Below are 20,033 nucleotides of genomic sequence, written 5' to 3'. Positions count from 1 at the left end.
AACAGGACGACGGGTTTGATAAGTTGGGTTCGTCATTGTACAACTGCCATCGGGACGCTTCACTTTGAGAGTTTTCGAAGCCGATACCGGCCCACTTCAGCGCCGGTCCTTATGGCTTCGGCCACCGAACCACTCGTCTTCGAGCACTGCCCGACCGGAAAGGTGAGTTGACGCCCATGCCAAAATCAACCCGGGAGAGCGCCCTTCAATGAGTAGCCCCATCAACCAGGCTCGCAAACTCGAACAGGTGCGATACGACATCCGCGGACGCATCCTGGACAAGACAGAAGAACTCGAAGCCGAGGGTCACACTATCCTCCGGCTGAACGTGGGCAACCCGGCGCCGTTCGGGTTCGAAGCTCCCGACGAGATCATGATGGCGATGATCCGGAATCTCCCCACCTCTCAGGGATACTGCGATTCACGCGGATTGTTTTCCGCCCGGACTGCGGTGGTGCAGTATTACCAAAGCAGGGGCATTACTGCACTCGATGTAGACGATGTCTACCTCGGAAACGGTGTTTCCGAGCTGATCACGATGACCCTCCAGGCGATGTGCGATCCTGAGGACGAGATCCTCATTCCAGCACCGGACTATCCGCTGTGGACTGCGTCCGTGGCGCTTGCAGGCGGAACACCGGTGCACTACTTGACGGATGAATCCAGCGCCTGGGCTCCGGATTTCGAAGACCTTGAGGCGCGCATCACCGACCGCACCCGGGGCATCGTCGTGATCAATCCGAACAACCCCACCGGTGCCGTCTATTCGCCGGCAGTGCTCCAACGGTTCATCGACATCGCACGCAGACATGACCTCGTACTGTTCGCGGACGAAATCTACGAGAAAATCGTCTACGACAACCAGGACGTAACCAATTTGGCTTCATTGACCGGCAGCGACGTCCTGTGTTTGACCTACTCGGGGCTGTCCAAGGCCTACCGGGTGTGCGGGTTCCGCGCCGGCTGGTTGGCCATTACCGGTCCACGTCACCGCGCCTTCAGTTTCATCGAGGGCATCAAGCTCCTCGCCAATATGCGGATGTGTGCCAATGTCCCGGCGCAGCATGCCATTCAGACAGCGCTCGGCGGCTATCAATCCATCAACGACCTGCTTCTGCCGAAGGGGCGGTTGACCGAACAGCGCAACCTCGCTCACCGGATGCTCAACAAGATCGACGGTGTCAGTTGTGAGCAAGCAAAAGGCGCGCTATACCTGTTTCCGCGCCTTGATACCGATCGATTCGGCATCGTCGACGACGAGAAGTTCGCGCTGGACCTCCTCAGCTCGGAAAAGATCCTCATCAGTCACGGCCGGGCATTCAACTGGTCCAAGCCCGACCACTTTCGGTTGGTGACCCTGCCGAGGGTCGATGAACTCGGTACGGCGCTCGATCGCCTCGGCAACTTCTTGAGCCACTATCGGCAATGACTTTCCGGCTGGGAAGAAGGGCGATGGGTCTATGCTCGCCCTTCCTCCGGCGGGGGACTGGCAGTCGACGCTCCGGCATTCCTGAGCTTGGCCGCAGAACTTCCGGTCGTTCGACGCTACCCCGTTATCTAGCCTCTGACCTATAGGGGCTGGCTTCGATCGAAAAGCCCTCCACGGTCGCCATCATGTTCTCGAACAGTTCGGTGTAATTCTCACCGGAAAGACGGAAGCGGCCGGCGACATGTTCGAAGAATGTGTTCGTCAGTGGAACAACCTGCCCCGGTTCAGGGAGCGCCTCTGCATAAGGGCCCGGGGTGACACCGATCATCGACGTCACCGACTCGATCCGGCAGGGCCGCTCATAAGGCAGTTGCATAAGCAACCAACCTGCACGGCCTTCAGGTTGACCTGTCGTTACCGCGCTGATTCCACGGCCGCAGGAGAGTTCGTATTGCATCCACATCAGATCGAACTTGTAGATCTCGCGCCACACGAAGGGTATTCTCGCGCCGCCGACTCTCGAGCCCATCTCAAGAAAAGTGCATGCCTGGTCCGGCATAGCGTTGTGGTCGACGAAGATCTCGATGTGGAACACAATTGTTTCATCATTGCTGCACATTGCTTTGAGAACGGAATCGATATAATCAACTATTCCGCGTCGAAGGGGAGAATCATCGATCTCCAACGATCCTAGGAAACCTCCGCTTTGGAATTCCAGGCAGGTGTTGAAGTTCCGTGATGTGCCGATGCGAACTATCTCGCCTTGAGAGTAGAGTCCGTCGATGTTGTAGGTCGGTAGATCGATGTAGGACTGAGCGATGTAGACGTATTGGTCATCGAGTACGACCCTCGGAATTTCCTGCGCGGATCTGACGACAGTCACGCCGACGCATGACGACGCGAGGGTAGGTTTGACGATGATCGGGAACCCGACTTCCTGCGCTAGCGCACGGATGTCCTCATGGTCCTCGACCGCGACGAATCGGGGCGCCCGGATGCCTGCTTTCTCCATCACTCGTGCTTGATGAAGTTTGTCCCGGAATCTCACGATGTCCGCGACCTTGGGGCCCGGGCAACCGAACCTCTCACGCAGTTGAGCAGCGACGATGGTGTCGTCCTCGTAAAGGGCGATTACATAGTCCGGCATCCCGTGTTCGGCGACCAGGGAGTTTGCTGCAGCAAGAACGGTCTCAAAGGAGTCCGTAGAGTCCACCTGTCGAAAGTCTTTCGCGAACACGGGGATCCCGCCAACGCCGACTTTGGTCGCGATGTAGGTGACCGTGTGTTGGGTGTGATCTACGTATTTTTCGTACTGGGCATACTCGTCGACCCACCGATTCAGGATCATCACATGATCAGTCATAGTCCTAGATCTCCTTGTTGAGTGCATACGTGGAAATATGTTTGCGGGACTGGTTAGTAAAGGCATGGCCGTTCCAGTCCGCGGTCCGGGATACTCGACTGAAGCCCGCCGCTGCCGCTAAATCGTCGATCTGTTCGCAGGTCAGATAGGCGATTGTGGAGGGAACGATGTGCACCCCTTGCCCGTGGCGAAGTGTCACTTCGTTGAGCTGCCACACCTGCGAAGAGGAGTCGTTTTCGGACACCAGCAGAGTCACGGTGTCGAGGCCGATGGAACGGACCTCGACATGCTTGCTGGCGGGGAAAAAGGCCGGATTCGGGCCATCAACCAGTCGTGTTTGCTGCGTAGGCACGAAACATTCGACGACGACGTGGCCGCCGCCCCCCATGAGTGCTGCGGCGTTGTGAAAGAACCGTTGCTGTGCGATCTTCTGATCTAGCAGGAAGAGCACGTTGAATGGGGCGTACACCAGCCCTACCTGTTCACCGCGCTCCGCGGTCCTGTCGATCGTCTCGCAAAATGTGCTGACCAGACCTTCGGGGTCTTTGCTACGCAGTACGTCGAGCATCGCCTGGGATGGGTCCACTCCGATCACGTCAATGCCTCGGCGGGCGAGAGGGATGGCAACTCGGCCGGTCCCTACTCCCACCTCAAGTGCGGGAGAATGTCCGGCCAGTTCTGCGAGATAGTCGAGTTGAGGTGCGGGGGGTTCAAAGTCTGCGAACGTGCGGTCGTACTCGGCACTGAAGGTATCTCCATAGGTGGATTCCGAGGACAGTGCGGTCATGCGGATTCCAGCGGTCTCGCCAGTACCTGGCCCAGGGCCGTACGGTCGATCTTAGAGTTGTGCCGCGAGTCGACCGGCAGTGTTCCGTTGAGGATAATGACGCGGGCCTCGACTCCAAGTTGTGCAATTGCGACCGCCAGTTCGGATTCTCCGCAAGATGTAATGGGGTCCGTGCTCGGAAGTACGATCGTCAGCCGACCGTCTGCAACGATCGCGGCGCACACCTGGCTCCCAATCCCGTCGTTGATCCGTTGTTCGATCTGATCGGGGTACAGCGCGCCTCCGTGGGGCAGTGTCGCCAGATCCTTTTTCCGGCAGCGCAACCATAAGGCACCGTCATGAATATGACCGATGTCGCCCATACGGTGCCAGAGCATTCCCTTCGTGTCATGGAACTTCGCATAGGAGTTCGAATCAGCGCGACCGAAATAGGCGGGACTTGTACGCCGCCCGCTGATCACGATCTCACCGACCATGTCCTCCGGTAAGAAATCAGCGGCGGTTGCGGGTTCGGCTCCAAAGATCCTCCCAGGATCGATGATTGCCACATTCACATCGCGACAAGGCGATCCCAAAGGGACGCCGTGCTGGGCAATCGGCCACGCAGTTGTTTGTTCAAGGAAAGCGGCTCTCCGCATTTGAGGGTGTAGGGACCGTTGCGGCAGACCTGTTCCAGGTGCCCCGTGAGGTGTTGTCTGTTCAGCTGGTGGCGCCGGGGAAAAGTCGACGCACCGCTTTTTCGATCGCCTGGCGGCGGGACGTCAGAAACGCGTGGCGTTCTGGGCCTGCGGGCACGAGGTCGACTTGCCCGGCCCACGACGTGGCCAGCTGACTGACGAAGACGATGACGTCGGCCGGATCCCAGTTCTTGTCGAGTGCGCCGGCTTCCTGGGCGCGTCGGAGTTGCTCGATCTTGCCTTCGACGATCAGCCCGAACGGATCGTCACCTACCCCCGCGGTCATTTCGAGTTGACCCCACTGCATGAGACGCAGGCGTTCGGGATGGGCGACGACGTGGTCGTAAACTCGGACCGCGTAACCGGGAAGGTCTGCCGGGTCCAGTGGCACCGCGGTGGCCATCGCCTCGAGTTCGCGTGCCGCGACGAAGCGATAGAGCTGCTCCTTGCCGCGGAAATAGGCGTAGACCCGTTCCTTGCTGGTCCGAGCCGCTTTAGCGATGCGTTCGATGCGAGCGCCCGCGATGCCGTGCTCGGCGAACTCGGCCGTGGCTGCACCGAGGATTCGGTCGCGAGTGGAGTCGCCGTCACGTGCCATGCCCCGAGTATACGAACCAAACAGTTCGGTTTGGAAATTGGGTGGTGTAGGTCTACTGTCAAACCGAACCGTTTGGTGTGACAATTCAGGAGGACTTCGTATGCAGCAGCGCACACTTGGGCAACAGGGACTGGTGGTGTCCGAGATCGGCTATGGGGCCATGGGCACCGCGATCGGCTACGGACCGTCCGACGACTCCGAGTCGATCACCGCGATCCGTCGTGCCTTCGAGTTGGGAACCACCCACTTCGACACCGCCCGCATGTACGGCGCGGGCGAAGGTGAGAAGCTCCTCGGCGCCGCGATCGCACCGTTTCGAGACGAGATCACCATCGCCACCAAGTTCGGACTCGAACTCGACCCGGCCCGTGGCTTCGTGCCCGACTCCCGACCGGAACAGATTCGTAAGGTCGTCGACGACAGCCTCCGCAACCTCGACGTCGACTCGATCGACCTGCTCTACCAGCACATCCACGACCCAAACGTGCCGGTCGAGGACGTCGTCGGGGTGATGAAGGAGTATGTCGACGCCGGCAAGGTCAGGTACCTCGGCCTGTCCAACACCGATGCCGACAGCATCCGCAAGGCGCACGCCGTGCACCCGATTTCGGTCCTGCAAACCGAGTACTCGATCTTCGCCCGCGAGTCCGAGGAACTGTTCCCGGTCCTCGAGGATCTCGGTATCGGCCTGGTCGCCTACTCACCGTTGGCCCGCGGGTTCCTCAGCGGTGCGGTTCGCCCCCGCAGCGCCTATGCCGCCGACGACTTCCGCCAGTTCATCGGCTGGTGGGCGCCGGAGAATTACGACGCGAATGTCCACCTCGTCGACGAGCTCACCAGCGTGGCCGAGAGCAAGGACGCGACGCTCTCACAACTCGCGCTTGCCTGGCTCCTGGCCCGCAAGGACTACATCGTTCCGATCCCCGGCTCGCGCAACCCTGATCGGGTCGCGGAGAACATCGCGGCGGCGGAGCTTGCCCTGACCGAAGCCGACCTCGCCCGCATCGACCAGCTCGCACCTACCGGTGGCATCGGTAGCCGCGCCTGAGCACCCGAACGGTCAGGTAACGCAGTCGGATTCGGGCTTCGGGCCGCCCGATCTGACTGCCTTCGTTCGCGTGGACGAGCTCGGGCTCGAAGTCACCGGTCAACGACTCGAATCCGAAAGGGCGGTGCTCGCGTGCCGCGTCATCGAACCCGGCCGGTGGTGTCGACGCTGTGGCGGCGAGGGAATCCCGCGCGATACCGTCATACGTCGGCTCGCCCACGAGCCCCTCGGCTGGCGGCCTACGACACTCGAGGTCGTCGTGCGTCGCTACCGGTGCACCGACTGTCGGCATGTGTGGAGGCAGGACATGTCGAAGGCAGCCCACCCCCGGGCCAAGCTGTCACGTAGCGGGTTGCGGTGGGCGCTACAAGGCGTCGTGGTCCAGCACCTCACCATCGCCAGGATTGCCGAAGGACTCGGCGTCGCGTGGAATACCGCCAATGACGCAGTCCTGGCAGAAGGCAAGCGAGTCCTGATCAATGATCCCGCCCGGTTCGATGGCGTCAGGGTCATCGGCGTCGACGAGCACGTATGGCACCACACCAGGCGCGGCGACAAGTACGTCACCGTGATTGTCGACCTCACCCCGGTGCACGACGGCACCGGCCCAGCCCGGCTGCTCGACATGGTCGAAGGCCGCTCCAAGCAGGCGTTCAAGACCTGGCTCGCCGACCGCGACAAAGCCTGGCGTGACGAGATCGAGGTCATTGCAATGGACGGGTTCACCGGCTTCAAGACCGCAGCCGTCGAGGAACTGCCCGACGTAGTGACCGTGATGGATCCCTTCCACGTCACCAGACTCGCGGGCGAGGCCCTCGATGAGTGCCGGCGCCGCGTCCAGCAGACCATCCACGGACACCGCGGGATGAAGAGCGACCCGCTCTACTCCGCACGGCGCACTCTCCACACCGGAGCCGGCCTGCTCACCGACAAGCAGACCGATAGGTTGCGCACTTTGTTCGCCGACGACCAACATGTCGAGGTCGAAGCGACCTGGGGCATCTACCAACGGATGATCGCTGCCTACCGACATGAGGACCGCCGTCGTGGCCGTGAGCTGATGGTCCAATTGATCGACTCGATCGGCACCAACGTGCCGAAAGCACTCACCGAAGTCATCAGGCTGGGCCGGACGCTGAAGAAGCGTGCCGCCGACGTGCTGGCCTACTTCGACCGACCCGGTACATCCAACGGACCGACTGAGGCCATCAACGGCAGGCTCGAACACCTGCGAGGCTCCGCACTCGGGTTCCGCAACCTAACGAATTACATCGCCCGGTCGCTGCTCGAAACCGGCGGGTTCAGACCGCGACTACACCCTCGATCATGAAGAGCCAGGAAAGCGGTCGCGGTGATCTTCGTCAGCGGCATCAATCCTTCCGTCGCGGCATAGGGAATCTCGATAGAGGAATCGTTGAATTCCGTTTTGAGGGCGGACACAAGGTTGCGCCCTATCGCGGCGCCGGCTGTTGAGATTGTGATAGGTGGGCGGGTGAACCCTTCACCGCCGGCAGCAATGTGGTCGAGATAGCGTCGCCACAACGCCGGAGATGCAAACAGGAACTCCGCGCGGTGCGCATCCACCTGGGTGATCAGATCGGAAAGATCAATAGAGCACGGCGCAAAGGTGGGAAAGTTGGGAAAGATCGCTCGGCAACCGGTGGCTATAGCGTTCAGAGAAAACAGCGGAAAGAGGATGAACTCACTCGCAGCAGATCTCTCCTGGTAGAGCTCAAGTTGGCTCGCGATGTTGTCCCAGGTCCACTCTGCGCCCTTAGGCAGTCCAGTCGTTCCGGAGGTGTACATAAGCATCACGGTGGACTCGGCGATATAGCCCTCCCAGGGAGTACCGCCGTCGACGGCGACGTCGGAGAACGACTGGAACTCCACGGACGTCACGACATGACGCCCCCCTGGGATGGGATGGTCAGCCAGAATGGCAGCGGGGTCCAATTCATCCAGGCATCGGGACAGTGTGACCGGATCGGTGGTGGGGTCGAGAAATGCTGGCACTGCTCCCAGGTAGAAGCAGCCGTAAACCGCTTCGGCAAGGAGTTGACCCGGTGGCAACGCGATCATCACGTGCGCTTCGGGGGTAACACCAAGAGCGGTGAGAGCTGCAGCAGCTTTTCGAAGGAGCCTTGTGAAGGCAGCTGCGCTGACGTCCACTCCGGTAGCTGCATCGGTGAGGACCACGTGATTGGGACGTGCAGCGGTTAGAGCTTCGAGATGAACGATGTGAGGTTCTCGCATTTTTTGTGCTAGCTCCAGTAGGTTAGGGGGGACTCTGTGTCGTACACCCCAATGAAGGTGCTCATGGCGAGGCGGTCAGCTCCCCTTGTCTCCCGGACCCGATGGAGGCGAGACGCGTGAAAGATAATCAACATCCCGGCCTCTGGTGAAAGGCTCAGCGAAGACGCGGGAATGGTGTCCTCACGCAGGCCGTACTCGAACCGACCTGCAACTCGCCTCTCGTTGTAGGCTGCGGCTTCGTACCCGAAAGTCCAAAGGTCGAGTTCGCCACCGCTCGTTGCGGTTTGCAGGTAGATATTGGCGGTGAGCTGGCCCGACAAATTTGGTATCGTCGCGTCACTTGGAGCTACGCCCTTTAGATTTAGTAGCTCCCACGGAAGAAAGTCCTGATGCGGAATGATCCCGCCACCGGCTTTGAAGCTGCGGGCCTGTCCAACGAACAGCTTCCTTCCACCTACGCGCTCTATTGTTGCGCCGCCCGGCCACGCTTCCTGCAGGTCGAGTCGTAGCCGATCCATTGGCGATAGATTCGGTGCCCAGGCGCTGCGAATTTCACGCATCGCCGCAGTCGCCTGGCTGAAGTATTCTTCCTCGCGACTCGGATCCGACAGCCCTTCATAGGAGTTGTAACCCCATTTGTGCAGGTAGGGTACGCTCACGTATTCCTTGAGCTCTGCACCATTAAGCAATTTTTCCGACATCGAACGACACAACTTTTCGTCGCAGTAGCTGCGTACTACAATTGCAACGGCTTCCCCATAGGCCAGCTTGAGAAGGTCGTCCTCGCAAATTACATTCGTTTCGATGACGTGATCACTGATCGAAACGAACGGATCAATAAATCGGGTTGTCCCCTCAGTAGCAGCAGTCATTGTCGATCCGTAGACCTTCCCCCGTTGATGTACTCCGTTGCGCTGCTGTCGCTTTGAACCGGAACTTCAAGGAACTGAAGGTCACGGACCCCCGTTCCCCTCGGGCGAATTCAGCCGGCCGAGCATAGCAAGAAACCAACTGGATGGTTTGTGGTAGGTCTCACTTCCACTCCGCTTCCTGAATCCTTAGCTTCCCTCAACCGCGATGAGCAGGCGCGCGACGCGGACATTGAGAGTGATGGGGTCGTCATGGGTGAGAAAGTCGATAGTGCGGGAACATAGGACACCTAGGGTTCGTCCTCGCCACACTTCTGATCCCAGCGGGTAGGCTCGGCGATCGTATCGGACGCCGCCGCCTTCTGACGATTGGAGCGACACCGTCCGGCGTCGCCTCACTGGCTGTCGCCTTTCTCGACTTCCGCTGAGTAGCTGACCTTCTCCCGCGCCACGAGGGGTCTGCGGCGCAACTGCTGGTGGGCGGTCATCTGGCTGACGTATTCGGCCCGCAAGCGGGTATTCCTCGCCGGATTACTGGTGTTCACGGCCGCGAGTCCGGCCGGTAGTCTGGCCATCGCCGGGTAGTGGATCGGCGCTCGCGCTGTCCGAGGGGTGGGCGCGGCGGTGCTTGCGCTGGCGACGCTGAATATTAACCCCCGAGTCTCGCTGAAAGACCACAGCGGATGAAGGCGCTGGCGGTCTGGAAGTGGTGTCGCGCTGTCTCCGACAGCATCTTGTGGATCACGAATCCGACGAGCTCGGGATCGGCCACGTGTGAGTTGCGGACCCGGTCGATGCAACTCGAATGCGGTCTGAGTCTTGCCCGCGCCGAACGCGCCGTTGATCCGAATAAGCATGGGCTGAGCGTCGTGGTGAGGAGCGGGGCGGCCGATCGGCATGACCGGCCGCTTCGCCGTTGCAAAGGACACCGGACGACGCGAGCTCGCAAGCGAGCACTGTCGGACGGGGCAGGTGCCCGGGGGCCTCGCATGATGTCTGCTCCGGGTGGTCAGCGAAGGGCGCACGTCGCTGCGCCGCCGTCTGCGTCCCCTTCAATGCAGTCGCTGCAGTTCAGAAGCGCGTGGAGAAGGTGGAACCTAACTTCGACACCTGCACGACCATGCAGGTGTCGCCGTACTTGGGGCACCGTAACCGGAAGGCCCCTGAGTGCGCACACGATCCCGAGCCGCGATGGCAGTCGCTGCCCTCGCGACGGTCGCCGCCGCGACGGCTTGCGCAACCGTCCCCGCATCACCCTCCACACCAGCCGATGGCCTGGTTCTTGCCGATGGTTTCGACCTCGGTGGCTACAACCCGATCGCCGGTCACGGTGAGGCGGGGGAGTCGAAGCTCTACGACGGCCTGCTGCGGCTGGTCGGCGGCGACGGGATGCCAACCTTCGAGCCGGCACTCGCCGCGGAGATGCCGACCGTCCCCGACGACGGGCTGCACTGGGAAGTGACGATCCGAGACGGCGTGAGGTTCACCGATGGCACCACCGTGGATGCCGAGGACATCGCCGCGACCTACCGCGCGATCCTCGACCCGGCCTCCGCATCCCCGCTGGCAACCTCGCTGAACATGATCGAGTCCGTCACCGCGACCGGGCCGCATGCGGTGCGTTTCGATCTGAGGTATCCGTACGCCGCGTTCCCGACGAAGCTGCTGCTTGGTATCGCACCGGCCGAGCGACTGTCCGGCGGCCCGGCGGTGGAGTCGCCGTTGAACACCGATCCGGTGGGCACCGGCCCCTACACGTTGGTTTCGCTGCGTCCGGACCAGGCGGTGTTCGAGGCGAACGCGGACTACTGGGACGGTGCACCGCAGGTCGAGCATCTGACGGTGGTGCACGTCCCGGACGACAATGCGCGCGCCCAACGGCTGGTCGCGGGGGAGGTCGACGGCGCGAACCTGCCGCCCCGGCTGGCCGCGACCTTCACCGAGCGGCCGGGGTTCGAGGTGGCGTCGAACACCTCCGCCGACTGGCGCGCGGTGAGCCTGCCCGCCGGCAACCCGGTCACCGCGGACCCGGCGATCCGCGCCGCGCTGAACCGGGCGGTGGACCGGCAGGCGATCGTCGACCACGTGCTGGCCGGTTACGGGCGTCCCGCGTCGACGCCGCTGCCCGAGGTGTACGGCGCGGCGTACGAGCCGTCCGCAGCATTCGAGTTCGACCCGGCGGCCGCCGAGCAGATCCTCGACGCCGCCGGCTGGATCCGATCCGCCGACGGAGTGCGTGAGAAGGCAGGAGTCCGTGCGGAGTTCACGGTCATGTACTTCCCCGAGGACACCCTGCGCCGCGACCTGGCGCAGGCGTTCGCCACCGATGCCGACCGCATCGGGGTGCGGGTGAGCGTGCGGCCGGTCGACCGCGCGAGCCTGCCCGATCGGCTGCCGGTCGAGGCGGGTCTGCTCGGGGGCGGTGACCTGCCCTACGACCCGGATCCGCAGATCTACAGCACGCTGCACTCGAGCTACGCCCGGCCCGGTGTCGGCTCGCCCTACGACAACGCCTCCGGTTATGTGAACCCGGTCGTGGACGCCGCTCTCGATGCGGCGCGCCGTACCACCGACCCCGACGAGCGCGCCGCGCAGTACCGCAGCGTCCAGTCGGCGTATGTCGCCGATCCCGGCTATGTGATGCTCGTGTTCCTCGACCACACCTACGTCTTTCGGGACACCGACTACGCAGGTAGCACCCCGATTCTGGAGCCGCACAGTCACGGTGCCTCGTGGGGGCCGTGGTGGAACCTGCGCGAATGGACGCGGCCATGACCACCACCGTCACCCGGCCGGTATCAGCCGCCCCAGAGTCCACGACACCCTGCGTTCGTCGTCGCCGTGGCCGGGGGATTGTTCGGATGAGCATCCGGCGTGCGCTGTTCGCGATCCCGCTGACCGCAGCGGTCTCGCTCGTGCTGTTCGCCCTGGCTGCAGGCTCTCCGTTCGATCCGCTCGTCGGCTATCTCGGGGACCGTTATCTGACGATGTCGACGGCCGACAAACAGCGTGTGGCAACCGAACTCGGCCTCGACGCCTCGTGGTGGCAGCAGTGGGCGAGCTGGATCGGCCATGCTGTCACCGGTGACCTCGGGTCCTCGCGCAGCTACGCCCAACCGGTCACCACCGTGCTGGCCGAGCGCGGCCCGTGGACACTGCTGCTGTCCGGCACCGCACTCGCTGCCGCCATCGTGATCGCGCTGGTCGCAGGGATGTGGGCGGGCCTGCACCCCCGGGGCCGACTCGACCGCGCCATCGCGGCCACCACGACGGTGGTGCAGGCCGTGCCCCCGTTCGTGCTGTCCCTCGGCGCGGTGACCGTATTCGCGGTCTCCCTGCGGTGGGTGCCGGTGGCAGGGCTGACCGACCCCGGCGCCGACCCCACCGCCGCGCAGATCGCCCGGCATCTGGTCCTGCCGGCGGCGGTGCTGACCCTGTCGCTGCTGCCGTGGCTGATGCACTCGCTGCGTCAATCCGTGCGCAGCGCCGCCGAATCCGACGCCGTCCTCGGCGCCCGCGCCCGCGGCCTGCCCGAACCGGTCGTCGTCGGCCGTCATCTGCTGCCCGTCGCGCTCGGGCCGTTCACCACCGTCATCGGGCTGCGGTTGCCCGAGCTGCTCGTCGGAGCGGCGATCGTCGAGGAGATCTTTTCCTGGCCCGGGCTCGCCGGCAGCCTCGTCACCGCCGCCCGCGAACTGGACTTCCCGCTGCTCGCCGCCCTGACGATCGGCACCACGTGGCTGGTGCTGGCCGGGTCGCTGCTCGCCGACCTCGCACACGCGTTTCTCGACCCGCAGGTGGCCGACGATGCGTAGCCTCCTGCGCCGCCCCCACAGCCTGATCGGGGCGATCGTTGTCCTCACCGTGATCGCGGTGTACGCGCTGGCCGTCCCGATGCTGACCGGGACAAACCCAGGATTGACCGACTTCGCAGCCGCCTACCAACCGCCGTCCGGCTCGCACTGGTTCGGCACCGACCTGGCCGGCCGGGACCTGTTCGTCCGCACCGCCGCCGGGCTGCGGGTGTCCCTGGTGATCGCCGCGGTCTGCGCGGTCGCCTCCGCAGTCTTGGGGGTGGCGGTCGGTGTCGCCGCCGGCGCACTCGGCGGCTGGGTCGACCGGATCGTGATGCGGCTGGTCGACGGGATCAACGCGCTGCCGCACCTGCTCCTCGGGATCGTTGTCGTCGCGCTCTATCCCGGCAATCTGGTCGCGATCGTCGCGTCGATCGCGCTCACCCACTGGACGCAGGTAGCGCGCATCGCGCGCGCCGAGGTCCGCGCCGCGCGTTCGGCCACCTACCTCGAGGCCGCGCGCCTGTCCGGCGCGACCCGCACCCGAGTCACCATTACCCATCTCGTCCCGGCCGCCGCGGGGCAGGGGATCGTCGCGGTGATTCTGCTGCTCCCGCACGCGATCTGGCACGAGTCCACGCTCTCGTTCCTCGGCCTCGGGTTGCCTCCGGACCAGGCGTCGCTCGGGACGCTGCTGCAGGACGCCCGCGCCGCCGTGCTGACCGGTGCCTGGTGGACCCTTCTGTTCCCCGCGGCCGCACTGGTCGTCACCACTCTCGCCGTCGCGGTCGTCGGCGCCGCCGTGGATCACCGCATCACCCCGCCACTGCCGGAAAGGGCTATCCGATGACCACCCCCGCGCTGACCCTCGACGGGCTCACCGTCCGTATCCCGACCGCCGCCGGAACCGTGCACGCCGCCACCGATGTCGACCTCACCCTGACCGCCGGGCAGGTACACGCCCTGGTCGGCGAATCCGGCTGCGGAAAATCCGTCGTCGGCGCCGCGATCTGCGGGCTGCTGCCGAGGGCAGCGACCGTCCACGGCGGCATCACCCTCCACCATCCCGGCAGCGGCGACGTGCACCTCGACGGCGCCGGGGCGCGCACCTGGCGGAAGGTCCGCGGCCGCCGGATCGCATGGATCCCGCAGTCCGCCGCTACCTACCTCACCCCGGTCCGCAGCGTCGGCGACCAGCTCGCGGAAACGTGCCGGCACCTACGCAGCGCGCACACCCCCGTCGCGCTGTTGACCCGGGTCGGCCTCGAGCCCGCGGTCGCCGGCCTCTACCCGCACGAACTCTCGGGCGGCATGGCCCAACGCGCCGCGATCGCCTTCGCCCTCGCGGGTGACCCGCAGGTCATCGTCGCCGACGAACCCACCTCGAATCTCGACCCCGACCTGACCGAGCACATCCTGCAGCTGCTCCGGGCGGCCGCAGACGCCGGGGCCGCGGTCCTGCTCATCAGTCACGACCTCGACACCCTCCCGGACCACACCGACCGCGTCGCCGTCATGTACGCCTCACGCCTCGTCGAAACCGGCCCGACCGCAGCAGTGTTCGCCGACCCCTGGCACCCCTACACCCGCGACCTGCTCGCCGCGCTCCCGAGCGGCGGACTGCACCCGATCCCCGGCATGCCCCCGACCCTGACCGACCTGCCGAACGAGTGCGTCTACCACCGACGCCGACCCGCACCCGGATTCTCCGGCGGACCCACCTACATCGCACAACACGGTGACCGGTCCGTGCGTCGCTTGATCGGGGCCGTCTCGTGAGTCTGCAGGCCCACCGCATCACCGCCGGTCATCACGGGGGCGAGCCTGTGCTCACCGACGTCAGCCTGACCGTTCCCGCCGGCAGCATCACAGGACTCATCGGAGCATCCGGCAGCGGCAAGACCACCCTCGCGCGCGTCCTGGCCGGACTGCACACCCCGGACTACGGCCACGTCACCCTCGACGGCAGACCGTTGTCCGTCGCGGCGCCCGGCACGGTCGCGATGCTGTTCCAGTCACCCCGACAGGCCGTCACCGCACGGTGGACCCTCGGCCGGATCATCGCCGAACCCCTCCGCGCCCGCCGCGGTCGCGCCGACACCGTCCACGCCACCGCGCAGCGAATCGGGCTGACCGACGATCTCCTCGCCCGCCGTCCCCACCAGGTATCCGACGGGCAACTCCAACGCGCCTGCCTTGCGCGCGCTCTCGTCCAACGGCCGCGCTACCTGATCTGCGACGAGATGACCGCGATGCTCGACCCGGCCACCACCGCGGCGCTGACCACGGTCATCACCGAGGAAACCCGCAGTGGCCTCGGCATCCTCGCCATCAGCCACCACCACGACCTTCTCGCTGCCTGGGCCGAGCACACGACCGTGCTGGCGACGCCCACCGGACCTCGGTCCGTCGTTGGGTGGCCGATGCGCGAAGAGCACTGACAGTGCGTCGGCCGTTACGGACCTCCCACCGGCTTGGGGATGGACGAGACGGCGATGGGCGGCATGAGTACGTAAGGACCTTGCTCTGCATCACTACACATGAAGTCCTGGCGACCAGCGCTTTTGTGGCAATCGGTGCGTAAATGGCAATTAGCAGCATCGATCCCCTGTAAACCACGACTGACATAACACCAGGTCGAGAATTCGCCCGATTTATTCGGTTTGTGTAGGTTCCACGATTGGTGTCGGTTTCCAGATTTCATGTCGGTAGCGTGTCGGTTTCCACGTTTCATGTCGGTCGGCACCGTGCTGGATGGACACTCGAAAGTGCCCCGGACCAGTGAGGTTGAGGTCAGGTACGTGTAGGAACCAGGTGCTCCTGTCGCAATGGCCCCTCACTCCGGCGAATCCGTGTCGGATGATCCAGGGACTACTTGTACGGAAAGTCCGTAGCCATCCCCGTCAGCGGCACTATTCCGGGATGTTCTGCGGTTACAACCATGGTCACGTCGGGCCTGACGCGAACCTCCAGCGCCACCGATCAGCGCAATCGGACGATGCGACCCCAGTTGCTTCACGCCGCATCACGCCGGCCATCAGCCGGCCTTTCCTATGATGCGCGAGGGGCACGGACCACCGGGACGTACGGTCGGTCCTCTGCCGATCGACTGCTCCGGTTGCCGAAAGGGGATGCTGCACGATGGGGTGACAGATACGGTCACGCAGCCTGTGCGGCCGGTGTGGTCATGGTTGTTTCGAACTCGACTGGCGTCAATCTGCCGAGTCTGAGCTAACGGCGTCGGCGGCGGTAGGTTCGCTCAAGCGAGGTGACGATCGCAATGCGCGACTGCTCGCGTGTGACCCAACGCTGTCGGCCGAGGACGTTGCGTTGGAGCAGCGCAAAGAACGATTTCCATCGCGGCGTTGTCGACAGTCGCCGGCCGCCCCGACCCATCGACCCGACCAGGCCGTGGCGGCCCAGGGCGCGGACGAATTTCCGGCTGCGAAATTGCGACCCATGATCGGAATGAACACGCACCCGGCAACCGAACCCCACCGAGCCACTGCGGATTCGAGGGTGGCCACGGTGAGCCTGGACTTCATCCGGTCACTGATGCACCACAGTTCGATGTCACCTGCTCCGACATCAGTCCCGTTCGGGATCTCTGTGGGGCGCGCAAAATGCTGTACATATGCCCTGCAATCGACATCCGGTCGTTCGATGACCGGGGTGCGATCACGTCCCACCCGCAAGGTGATACTTGCGGTATGGAGGTAGTGAACGGTTCGTCCGGTTTGGGGGATGATCTCGCGGTGTTGTCGTTCGAGTCGACGGTGCCGCGCAGGCATGTCCACCGCCAGGCGATATCCGAAGTCTTCCTCACCGATTGCGTTCGCGGTCCCGGACCGGACCGATTCGTCCTGGGCGCGCAATGGCCGCGTCTGCACGGTTTCTATCGCAGCCGGGCCGGTCGCTACGACCCGATGCTGCTCGCAGAGACGCTGCGCCAATGCGTGATCTATCTGGCGCACACCCGGTATCGGGTCTCGCTCGGTCAGCGGTTCGTGATGCAGACGATCGAGATCACCGCAGAGCTGGAACGTCTAGTGATCGGTGCCGGCGCCGCGGAGGTCACCATCACCGCGGTGGTATCGGATGTGCGACGTCGTGGCTCGCAAGTCACCGCTTTGAGCGCGGCACTCGAATTCACCATCGCCGGCCGCCGTGTGGGGTCCGGCAGAGGCCGAACTGCCGTTCTGACGGCCGAGGAGTACGACACCGTTCGTTGGGGTGCCGGTGGGCCGCGGACGCTGGGCCCTGTACCAGGGCGAACGCCGGTCGATCCGACCGCGGTGGGGGTGCCGGTGGTCGGGGATGTGGTGGTCGGTGCCACGGCGCGGCCGGGTCGCTGGCGGGTGTTGCCGGATCTGTCGCATCCGGTGTTGTTCGACCATCCGTCCGATCACCTGCCGGGCATGCTCGTTCTCGAGGCTGCCCGGCAGGCGGTACGAGCGGAATGCGGGGCCCCGGAGGCGGAGCCGGTGTCGATAAGCGCGCAATTTCATCGATTCGTCGAACTCGACGTTCCTGCGGAGATGGTGGTCTCGGGTGTCGAGAAAGAGCCTGCGGGTGCGCATGTCGTGCTCGAGCAGCGTGGAATGGCGATGGCTACGGCGACGCTGAGGTGGCCCGCCGGCGCATCTCGTGCGCCGGGGCCCGGGTCCGGCGGATAGCGGCGTGTCAGGCCGGCTGGTGTGTCTCGCTCCAGCGAGCCCGACGGATCTTGTCGCTGTCGGGGCGGCAGTCGGAGGTCAGGATGCCGTTGAGCAGGAACTGCAGCATCTGGTCGATGCGGTGTTCGAGATCGATGCGTCGATCGAGGACATTCGAGACCATCTGAACCCCGGTGAACGCCGAGATCACAAACCGCGCCAGCTCGGAGGGATCGATCGTAGGGAGCAGGTCGCCCTCGGCGATCGCGGTCTCGACGAGGTGCCGGCAGGCTTCGATCCAGTCCTGGTACGGTCCCGGCTGGTCCGGTTCGGCGCCCGCACTGAATTCGAGGGTCAACCGGATGCCGGCCCGGACGATCGGATCCTCGACGATCTGTCGCCCCATTTCGTGGCAGAGCATCACGATCTGCTCGAGCGCCGAGGCCTGTGTGGCGGCGATCGCGTCGACCGCGGCGATGGAGATGGCGTGTTGCTGTTCGACGACGGCGTGTGCGAGTTCGTCCTTCGATTTGAAGTGGAAGTACAGGGCACCTTTGGTGAGCCCGCTGCTCGCCTCGACGATCGCCCCGAGGCTGGCACCGTCGAATCCCAGCCGATCGAAGGTGGCGGCCGCTGCTGCCACGATCTGCTGCCGGGTCGCTACTGCCCGAGCTTGTTTGGCCACACCCCGTGTCCTTTTACTCGATGATCTACCGAAAGGCGAGTCGTGGAGAACCTCGACCCTCTGCCTCCCCCGAGGCGAACCGTACCACCGGACCGGAACGACATCGCGGACCACGGATCGGCGCCGTCGACACCTGCATGGCGCGTCGCGGTCGTGGGTTCGAGCGGTTTCCTCGGCGGGGCGGTGCTCGACGCCCTGCTGAACATGGGGGTGGCATGCACGTCGATAGCGCGCCGTCCGCTCACATCCTCGAGACCGCCGATGCTGGTCGCGGCGGCAGATCTACTCGATGTGAAGGCTTTGACCGACGCGCTGGCCGGTGTCGACGCGATTGTGCATGCAGCGTCTTATACGGGCTCCGACGCAGCCCGATGTGAGGAGGTCAACGCTCTCGGTACCGAGAATCTGGTGACGGCCGCTGCCGACCACGGTATCGAGCACATCGTGTACCTGAGCACGATCGGCGTCTACGGTCCCGGACCGCATCGCAACGTCGTCGAGGGTGAGCTTGCTCCGGCTCCGGTCACTGCGCTGAGCGCGAGTCGTCTGACTGCCGAAAACCATGTGCGCGGGCACGGCGGTCTGGTGCTGCGTCCCGGATTCGTGCACGGGCCCGGCGACCGGTGGTTCCTGCCCGGGTTGGCGCACATCGTCTCGACGCTCGGGGTGTGGATCGACGACGGCGCCGCACGTCAATCGGTGATTTCACGCGGCGACGTCGGCCGGCTCACCGCCGCACTCGCGGCGCGCGCCCTGCCCGCGGCGTTGCGTGGGGGCATGCGTCATCTCGCCCATCCGACCGCGGTGACCGTCCGCGAACTCGTCTACACCGCCACCGCACAGGGTCTGCTCACACCACCGGCCGACTCCGTCGACTACGAGCAGGCACTGCGGATAGGCCAAGAGCGGGGACTGTCCGCACGTCACATCGATCTGATCGGGCACGATCATCACTACGCCAGCGACCGAATCTGGGCCGAGACTGCCCTGGAGCCCTCACCGAATGCCCTTCCGGCGAGTCCCACCTCGCCGTGAGGGAGCTGCGGGAGTCACGTAGTAGATCGTGTTCGCGAGGTTTCCGGGACGGATCGACCATGCAGCGGGTATGTGTCGGTGAGGCGTTCCCTATGCGGTGCACATGCGGTACCCTCGAACGCAACGGGCAATACCGGTCGAATGGTATTGTTTGTCTGGGATGGCGCCGATACGTGTGGATATCGGGAGTGTCCGGACGCATCGGCGGGTGTTGTGTCGGGAGTTGCCGACAGGCCAGTGACGGCGAGATTTACGAGGGGTACTCACCATCACTGGCCTGCGAGGTTCCGTCGGCATACGGCGCCGACGGACCTTCGTCCGCGCGCCGGGGGGAAAGCGCGCGAACTGTGCCCTCACGTAGGGAGCATGGGGGCACCGCACAGACTATTCGAGACCGCGACCGTGTGCACGCTCACCCCACATACGTGGTTGTCGATGTAAGGGTCGTTTTCAAAACAAGATCAATTTCGCGGACCGATCCATCAACGAGACAGGAAGGTTTGGCTGCCGCTGGTCGAGACCGGCACCTACCATCTGGTCCCGGCCTTGGTCACCGCGCTCGTCGGCGTGTGCGCTACAGCGGTCGGGGTGGGGCTGCTGCTATGCCACCTTCAGGACACACATGGTCCGGTGCCGCTCAGTGCTCGGTGACCGCCTCGCAGGTGATCACCCCGCGCACGGTCAGCGGCGCCGGATCGATATCGCCTCCGGAGCCGGTCGCGGTCAGCGCGAACACCACCTGCCGGCCCTCGTCGTGCACCTCGAGGTCGAGGTCGTCGGCGCTGCCCTGACACCCCGGTTCAGCGTAATGACCGCTTTCGGCCGGTCCCACCTGAGATG

Annotated in this window: 19 protein-coding genes and 1 pseudogene; 10 read left to right on the top strand and 10 right to left on the bottom strand. The window is 64.3% G+C overall.

Going from position 1 to position 20,033, the window contains the following annotated elements:
• The first annotated feature begins 208 nt into the window (after positions 1 to 208).
• Positions 209 to 1,429 (top strand): pyridoxal phosphate-dependent aminotransferase, encoded by a 1,221-nt coding sequence (locus M3330_RS00190; RefSeq protein ID WP_255026572.1) that lies wholly within the window; start codon positions 209 to 211, stop codon positions 1,427 to 1,429.
• A gap of 124 nt (positions 1,430 to 1,553) precedes the next feature.
• Here the strand turns inward: M3330_RS00190 and M3330_RS00185 are convergent, their stop codons facing one another.
• The 4 genes from M3330_RS00185 to M3330_RS00170 all read right to left on the bottom strand — a co-directional run bounded on the left by M3330_RS00185 (position 1,554) and on the right by M3330_RS00170 (position 4,854).
• On the bottom strand, positions 1,554 to 2,792 hold the full coding sequence (locus M3330_RS00185; RefSeq protein ID WP_255026571.1) for an acetyl-CoA carboxylase biotin carboxylase subunit family protein: 1,239 nt from the start codon (positions 2,790 to 2,792) through the stop codon (positions 1,554 to 1,556).
• A 4-nt stretch (positions 2,793 to 2,796) separates the two neighbouring features.
• The gene (locus M3330_RS00180; RefSeq protein WP_255026570.1) at positions 2,797 to 3,579 is read right to left on the bottom strand and encodes a bifunctional 2-polyprenyl-6-hydroxyphenol methylase/3-demethylubiquinol 3-O-methyltransferase UbiG; all 783 of its coding nucleotides are present in this window, start codon (positions 3,577 to 3,579) and stop codon (positions 2,797 to 2,799) included.
• Positions 3,576 to 4,127 (bottom strand): hypothetical protein, encoded by a 552-nt coding sequence (locus tag M3330_RS00175; protein WP_255026569.1) that lies wholly within the window; start codon positions 4,125 to 4,127, stop codon positions 3,576 to 3,578. The genes M3330_RS00180 and M3330_RS00175 overlap by 4 nt, the downstream gene beginning before the upstream one ends.
• Before the next feature lie 151 nt (positions 4,128 to 4,278).
• Positions 4,279 to 4,854, bottom strand: coding sequence for a TetR/AcrR family transcriptional regulator (locus M3330_RS00170; RefSeq protein WP_006553245.1), 576 nt, complete (start codon positions 4,852 to 4,854; stop codon positions 4,279 to 4,281).
• A 100-nt stretch (positions 4,855 to 4,954) separates the two neighbouring features.
• Between M3330_RS00170 and M3330_RS00165 the strand changes: the two genes are divergently transcribed.
• Together M3330_RS00165 and M3330_RS00160 are read left to right on the top strand one after the other, a co-directional pair.
• Entirely contained in the window at positions 4,955 to 5,902 is a 948-nt protein-coding gene (locus M3330_RS00165; RefSeq protein WP_006553244.1) for an aldo/keto reductase, read from the top strand.
• 52 nt (positions 5,903 to 5,954) lie between these two features.
• Positions 5,955 to 7,232 carry an ISL3 family transposase gene (locus tag M3330_RS00160; protein WP_039958319.1) on the top strand — a complete coding sequence of 426 codons (1,278 nt, stop codon included), beginning with the start codon at positions 5,955 to 5,957 and terminating at the stop codon, positions 7,230 to 7,232.
• On the opposite strand, the gene M3330_RS00155 is transcribed toward M3330_RS00160, so the two are convergent.
• The 3 genes from M3330_RS00155 to M3330_RS00145 all read right to left on the bottom strand — a co-directional run bounded on the left by M3330_RS00155 (position 7,169) and on the right by M3330_RS00145 (position 9,599).
• Positions 7,169 to 8,098, bottom strand: coding sequence for an AMP-binding protein (locus tag M3330_RS00155; protein ID WP_255026568.1), 930 nt, complete (start codon positions 8,096 to 8,098; stop codon positions 7,169 to 7,171). The genes M3330_RS00160 and M3330_RS00155 overlap by 64 nt on opposite strands.
• Positions 8,099 to 8,163: 65 nt before the next feature.
• A complete protein-coding gene (locus M3330_RS00150; RefSeq protein WP_255026567.1) occupies positions 8,164 to 9,027 on the bottom strand; it encodes a 2OG-Fe(II) oxygenase in 864 nt (287 codons plus the stop codon).
• A 392-nt stretch (positions 9,028 to 9,419) separates the two neighbouring features.
• Positions 9,420 to 9,599: a hypothetical protein gene (locus M3330_RS00145; protein WP_255026566.1), complete on the bottom strand. Its 180-nt coding sequence runs from the start codon at positions 9,597 to 9,599 to the stop codon at positions 9,420 to 9,422.
• Positions 9,600 to 10,215: 616 nt separating this feature from the next.
• On the opposite strand from M3330_RS00145, the gene M3330_RS00135 reads away from it, so the two are divergent.
• The 5 genes from M3330_RS00135 (at position 10,216) to M3330_RS00115 (ending at position 15,259) form a co-directional block, all read left to right on the top strand.
• Entirely contained in the window at positions 10,216 to 11,799 is a 1,584-nt protein-coding gene (locus M3330_RS00135) for an ABC transporter substrate-binding protein (protein ID WP_255026564.1), read from the top strand.
• An 86-nt stretch (positions 11,800 to 11,885) separates the two neighbouring features.
• Positions 11,886 to 12,839 (top strand): ABC transporter permease, encoded by a 954-nt coding sequence (locus tag M3330_RS00130; RefSeq protein ID WP_255026562.1) that lies wholly within the window; start codon positions 11,886 to 11,888, stop codon positions 12,837 to 12,839.
• Positions 12,832 to 13,668, top strand: coding sequence for an ABC transporter permease (locus tag M3330_RS00125; protein ID WP_255026560.1), 837 nt, complete (start codon positions 12,832 to 12,834; stop codon positions 13,666 to 13,668). Before M3330_RS00130 ends, M3330_RS00125 begins: the two co-directional genes overlap by 8 nt.
• On the top strand, positions 13,665 to 14,597 hold the full coding sequence (locus tag M3330_RS00120) for an ABC transporter ATP-binding protein (RefSeq protein ID WP_255026558.1): 933 nt from the start codon (positions 13,665 to 13,667) through the stop codon (positions 14,595 to 14,597). The genes M3330_RS00125 and M3330_RS00120 overlap by 4 nt, the downstream gene beginning before the upstream one ends.
• Positions 14,594 to 15,259, top strand: coding sequence for an ABC transporter ATP-binding protein (locus tag M3330_RS00115; RefSeq protein ID WP_255026557.1), 666 nt, complete (start codon positions 14,594 to 14,596; stop codon positions 15,257 to 15,259). Before M3330_RS00120 ends, M3330_RS00115 begins: the two co-directional genes overlap by 4 nt.
• A 718-nt stretch (positions 15,260 to 15,977) precedes the next feature.
• Here the strand turns inward: M3330_RS00115 and M3330_RS00110 are convergent.
• Positions 15,978 to 16,366 (bottom strand): annotated as a pseudogene (locus tag M3330_RS00110) (IS3 family transposase); the annotation flags it as partial.
• A 75-nt stretch (positions 16,367 to 16,441) separates the two neighbouring features.
• Between M3330_RS00110 and M3330_RS00105 the strand changes: the two are divergent.
• Positions 16,442 to 17,494: a ScbA/BarX family gamma-butyrolactone biosynthesis protein gene (locus M3330_RS00105; protein ID WP_255026556.1), complete on the top strand. Its 1,053-nt coding sequence runs from the start codon at positions 16,442 to 16,444 to the stop codon at positions 17,492 to 17,494.
• A 7-nt stretch (positions 17,495 to 17,501) separates the two neighbouring features.
• Here M3330_RS00105 and M3330_RS00100 read toward each other — a convergent pair whose 3' ends face one another.
• Complete coding sequence (locus tag M3330_RS00100; RefSeq protein ID WP_033098746.1) at positions 17,502 to 18,158, bottom strand: ScbR family autoregulator-binding transcription factor; 657 nt, start codon at positions 18,156 to 18,158, stop codon at positions 17,502 to 17,504.
• 153 nt (positions 18,159 to 18,311) lie between these two features.
• Here M3330_RS00100 and M3330_RS00095 point away from each other — a divergent pair, with 153 nt between their 5' ends.
• Positions 18,312 to 19,193 (top strand): NAD(P)-dependent oxidoreductase, encoded by an 882-nt coding sequence (locus tag M3330_RS00095; protein WP_255026555.1) that lies wholly within the window; start codon positions 18,312 to 18,314, stop codon positions 19,191 to 19,193.
• Between the two features lie 637 nt (positions 19,194 to 19,830).
• Here M3330_RS00095 and M3330_RS00090 read toward each other — a convergent pair.
• Positions 19,831 to 20,025, bottom strand: a complete 195-nt coding sequence (locus M3330_RS00090; RefSeq protein ID WP_255029080.1) for a hypothetical protein — start codon at positions 20,023 to 20,025, stop codon at positions 19,831 to 19,833.
• Positions 20,026 to 20,033: the final 8 nt, after the last annotated feature.

This window comes from Rhodococcus sp. GA1, from assembly GCF_024321955.1.
Classification (GTDB): Bacteria; Actinomycetota; Actinomycetes; order Mycobacteriales; family Mycobacteriaceae; genus Rhodococcus; species Rhodococcus pyridinivorans.
This window is presented reverse-complemented; position numbering and strand designations above follow the sequence as displayed.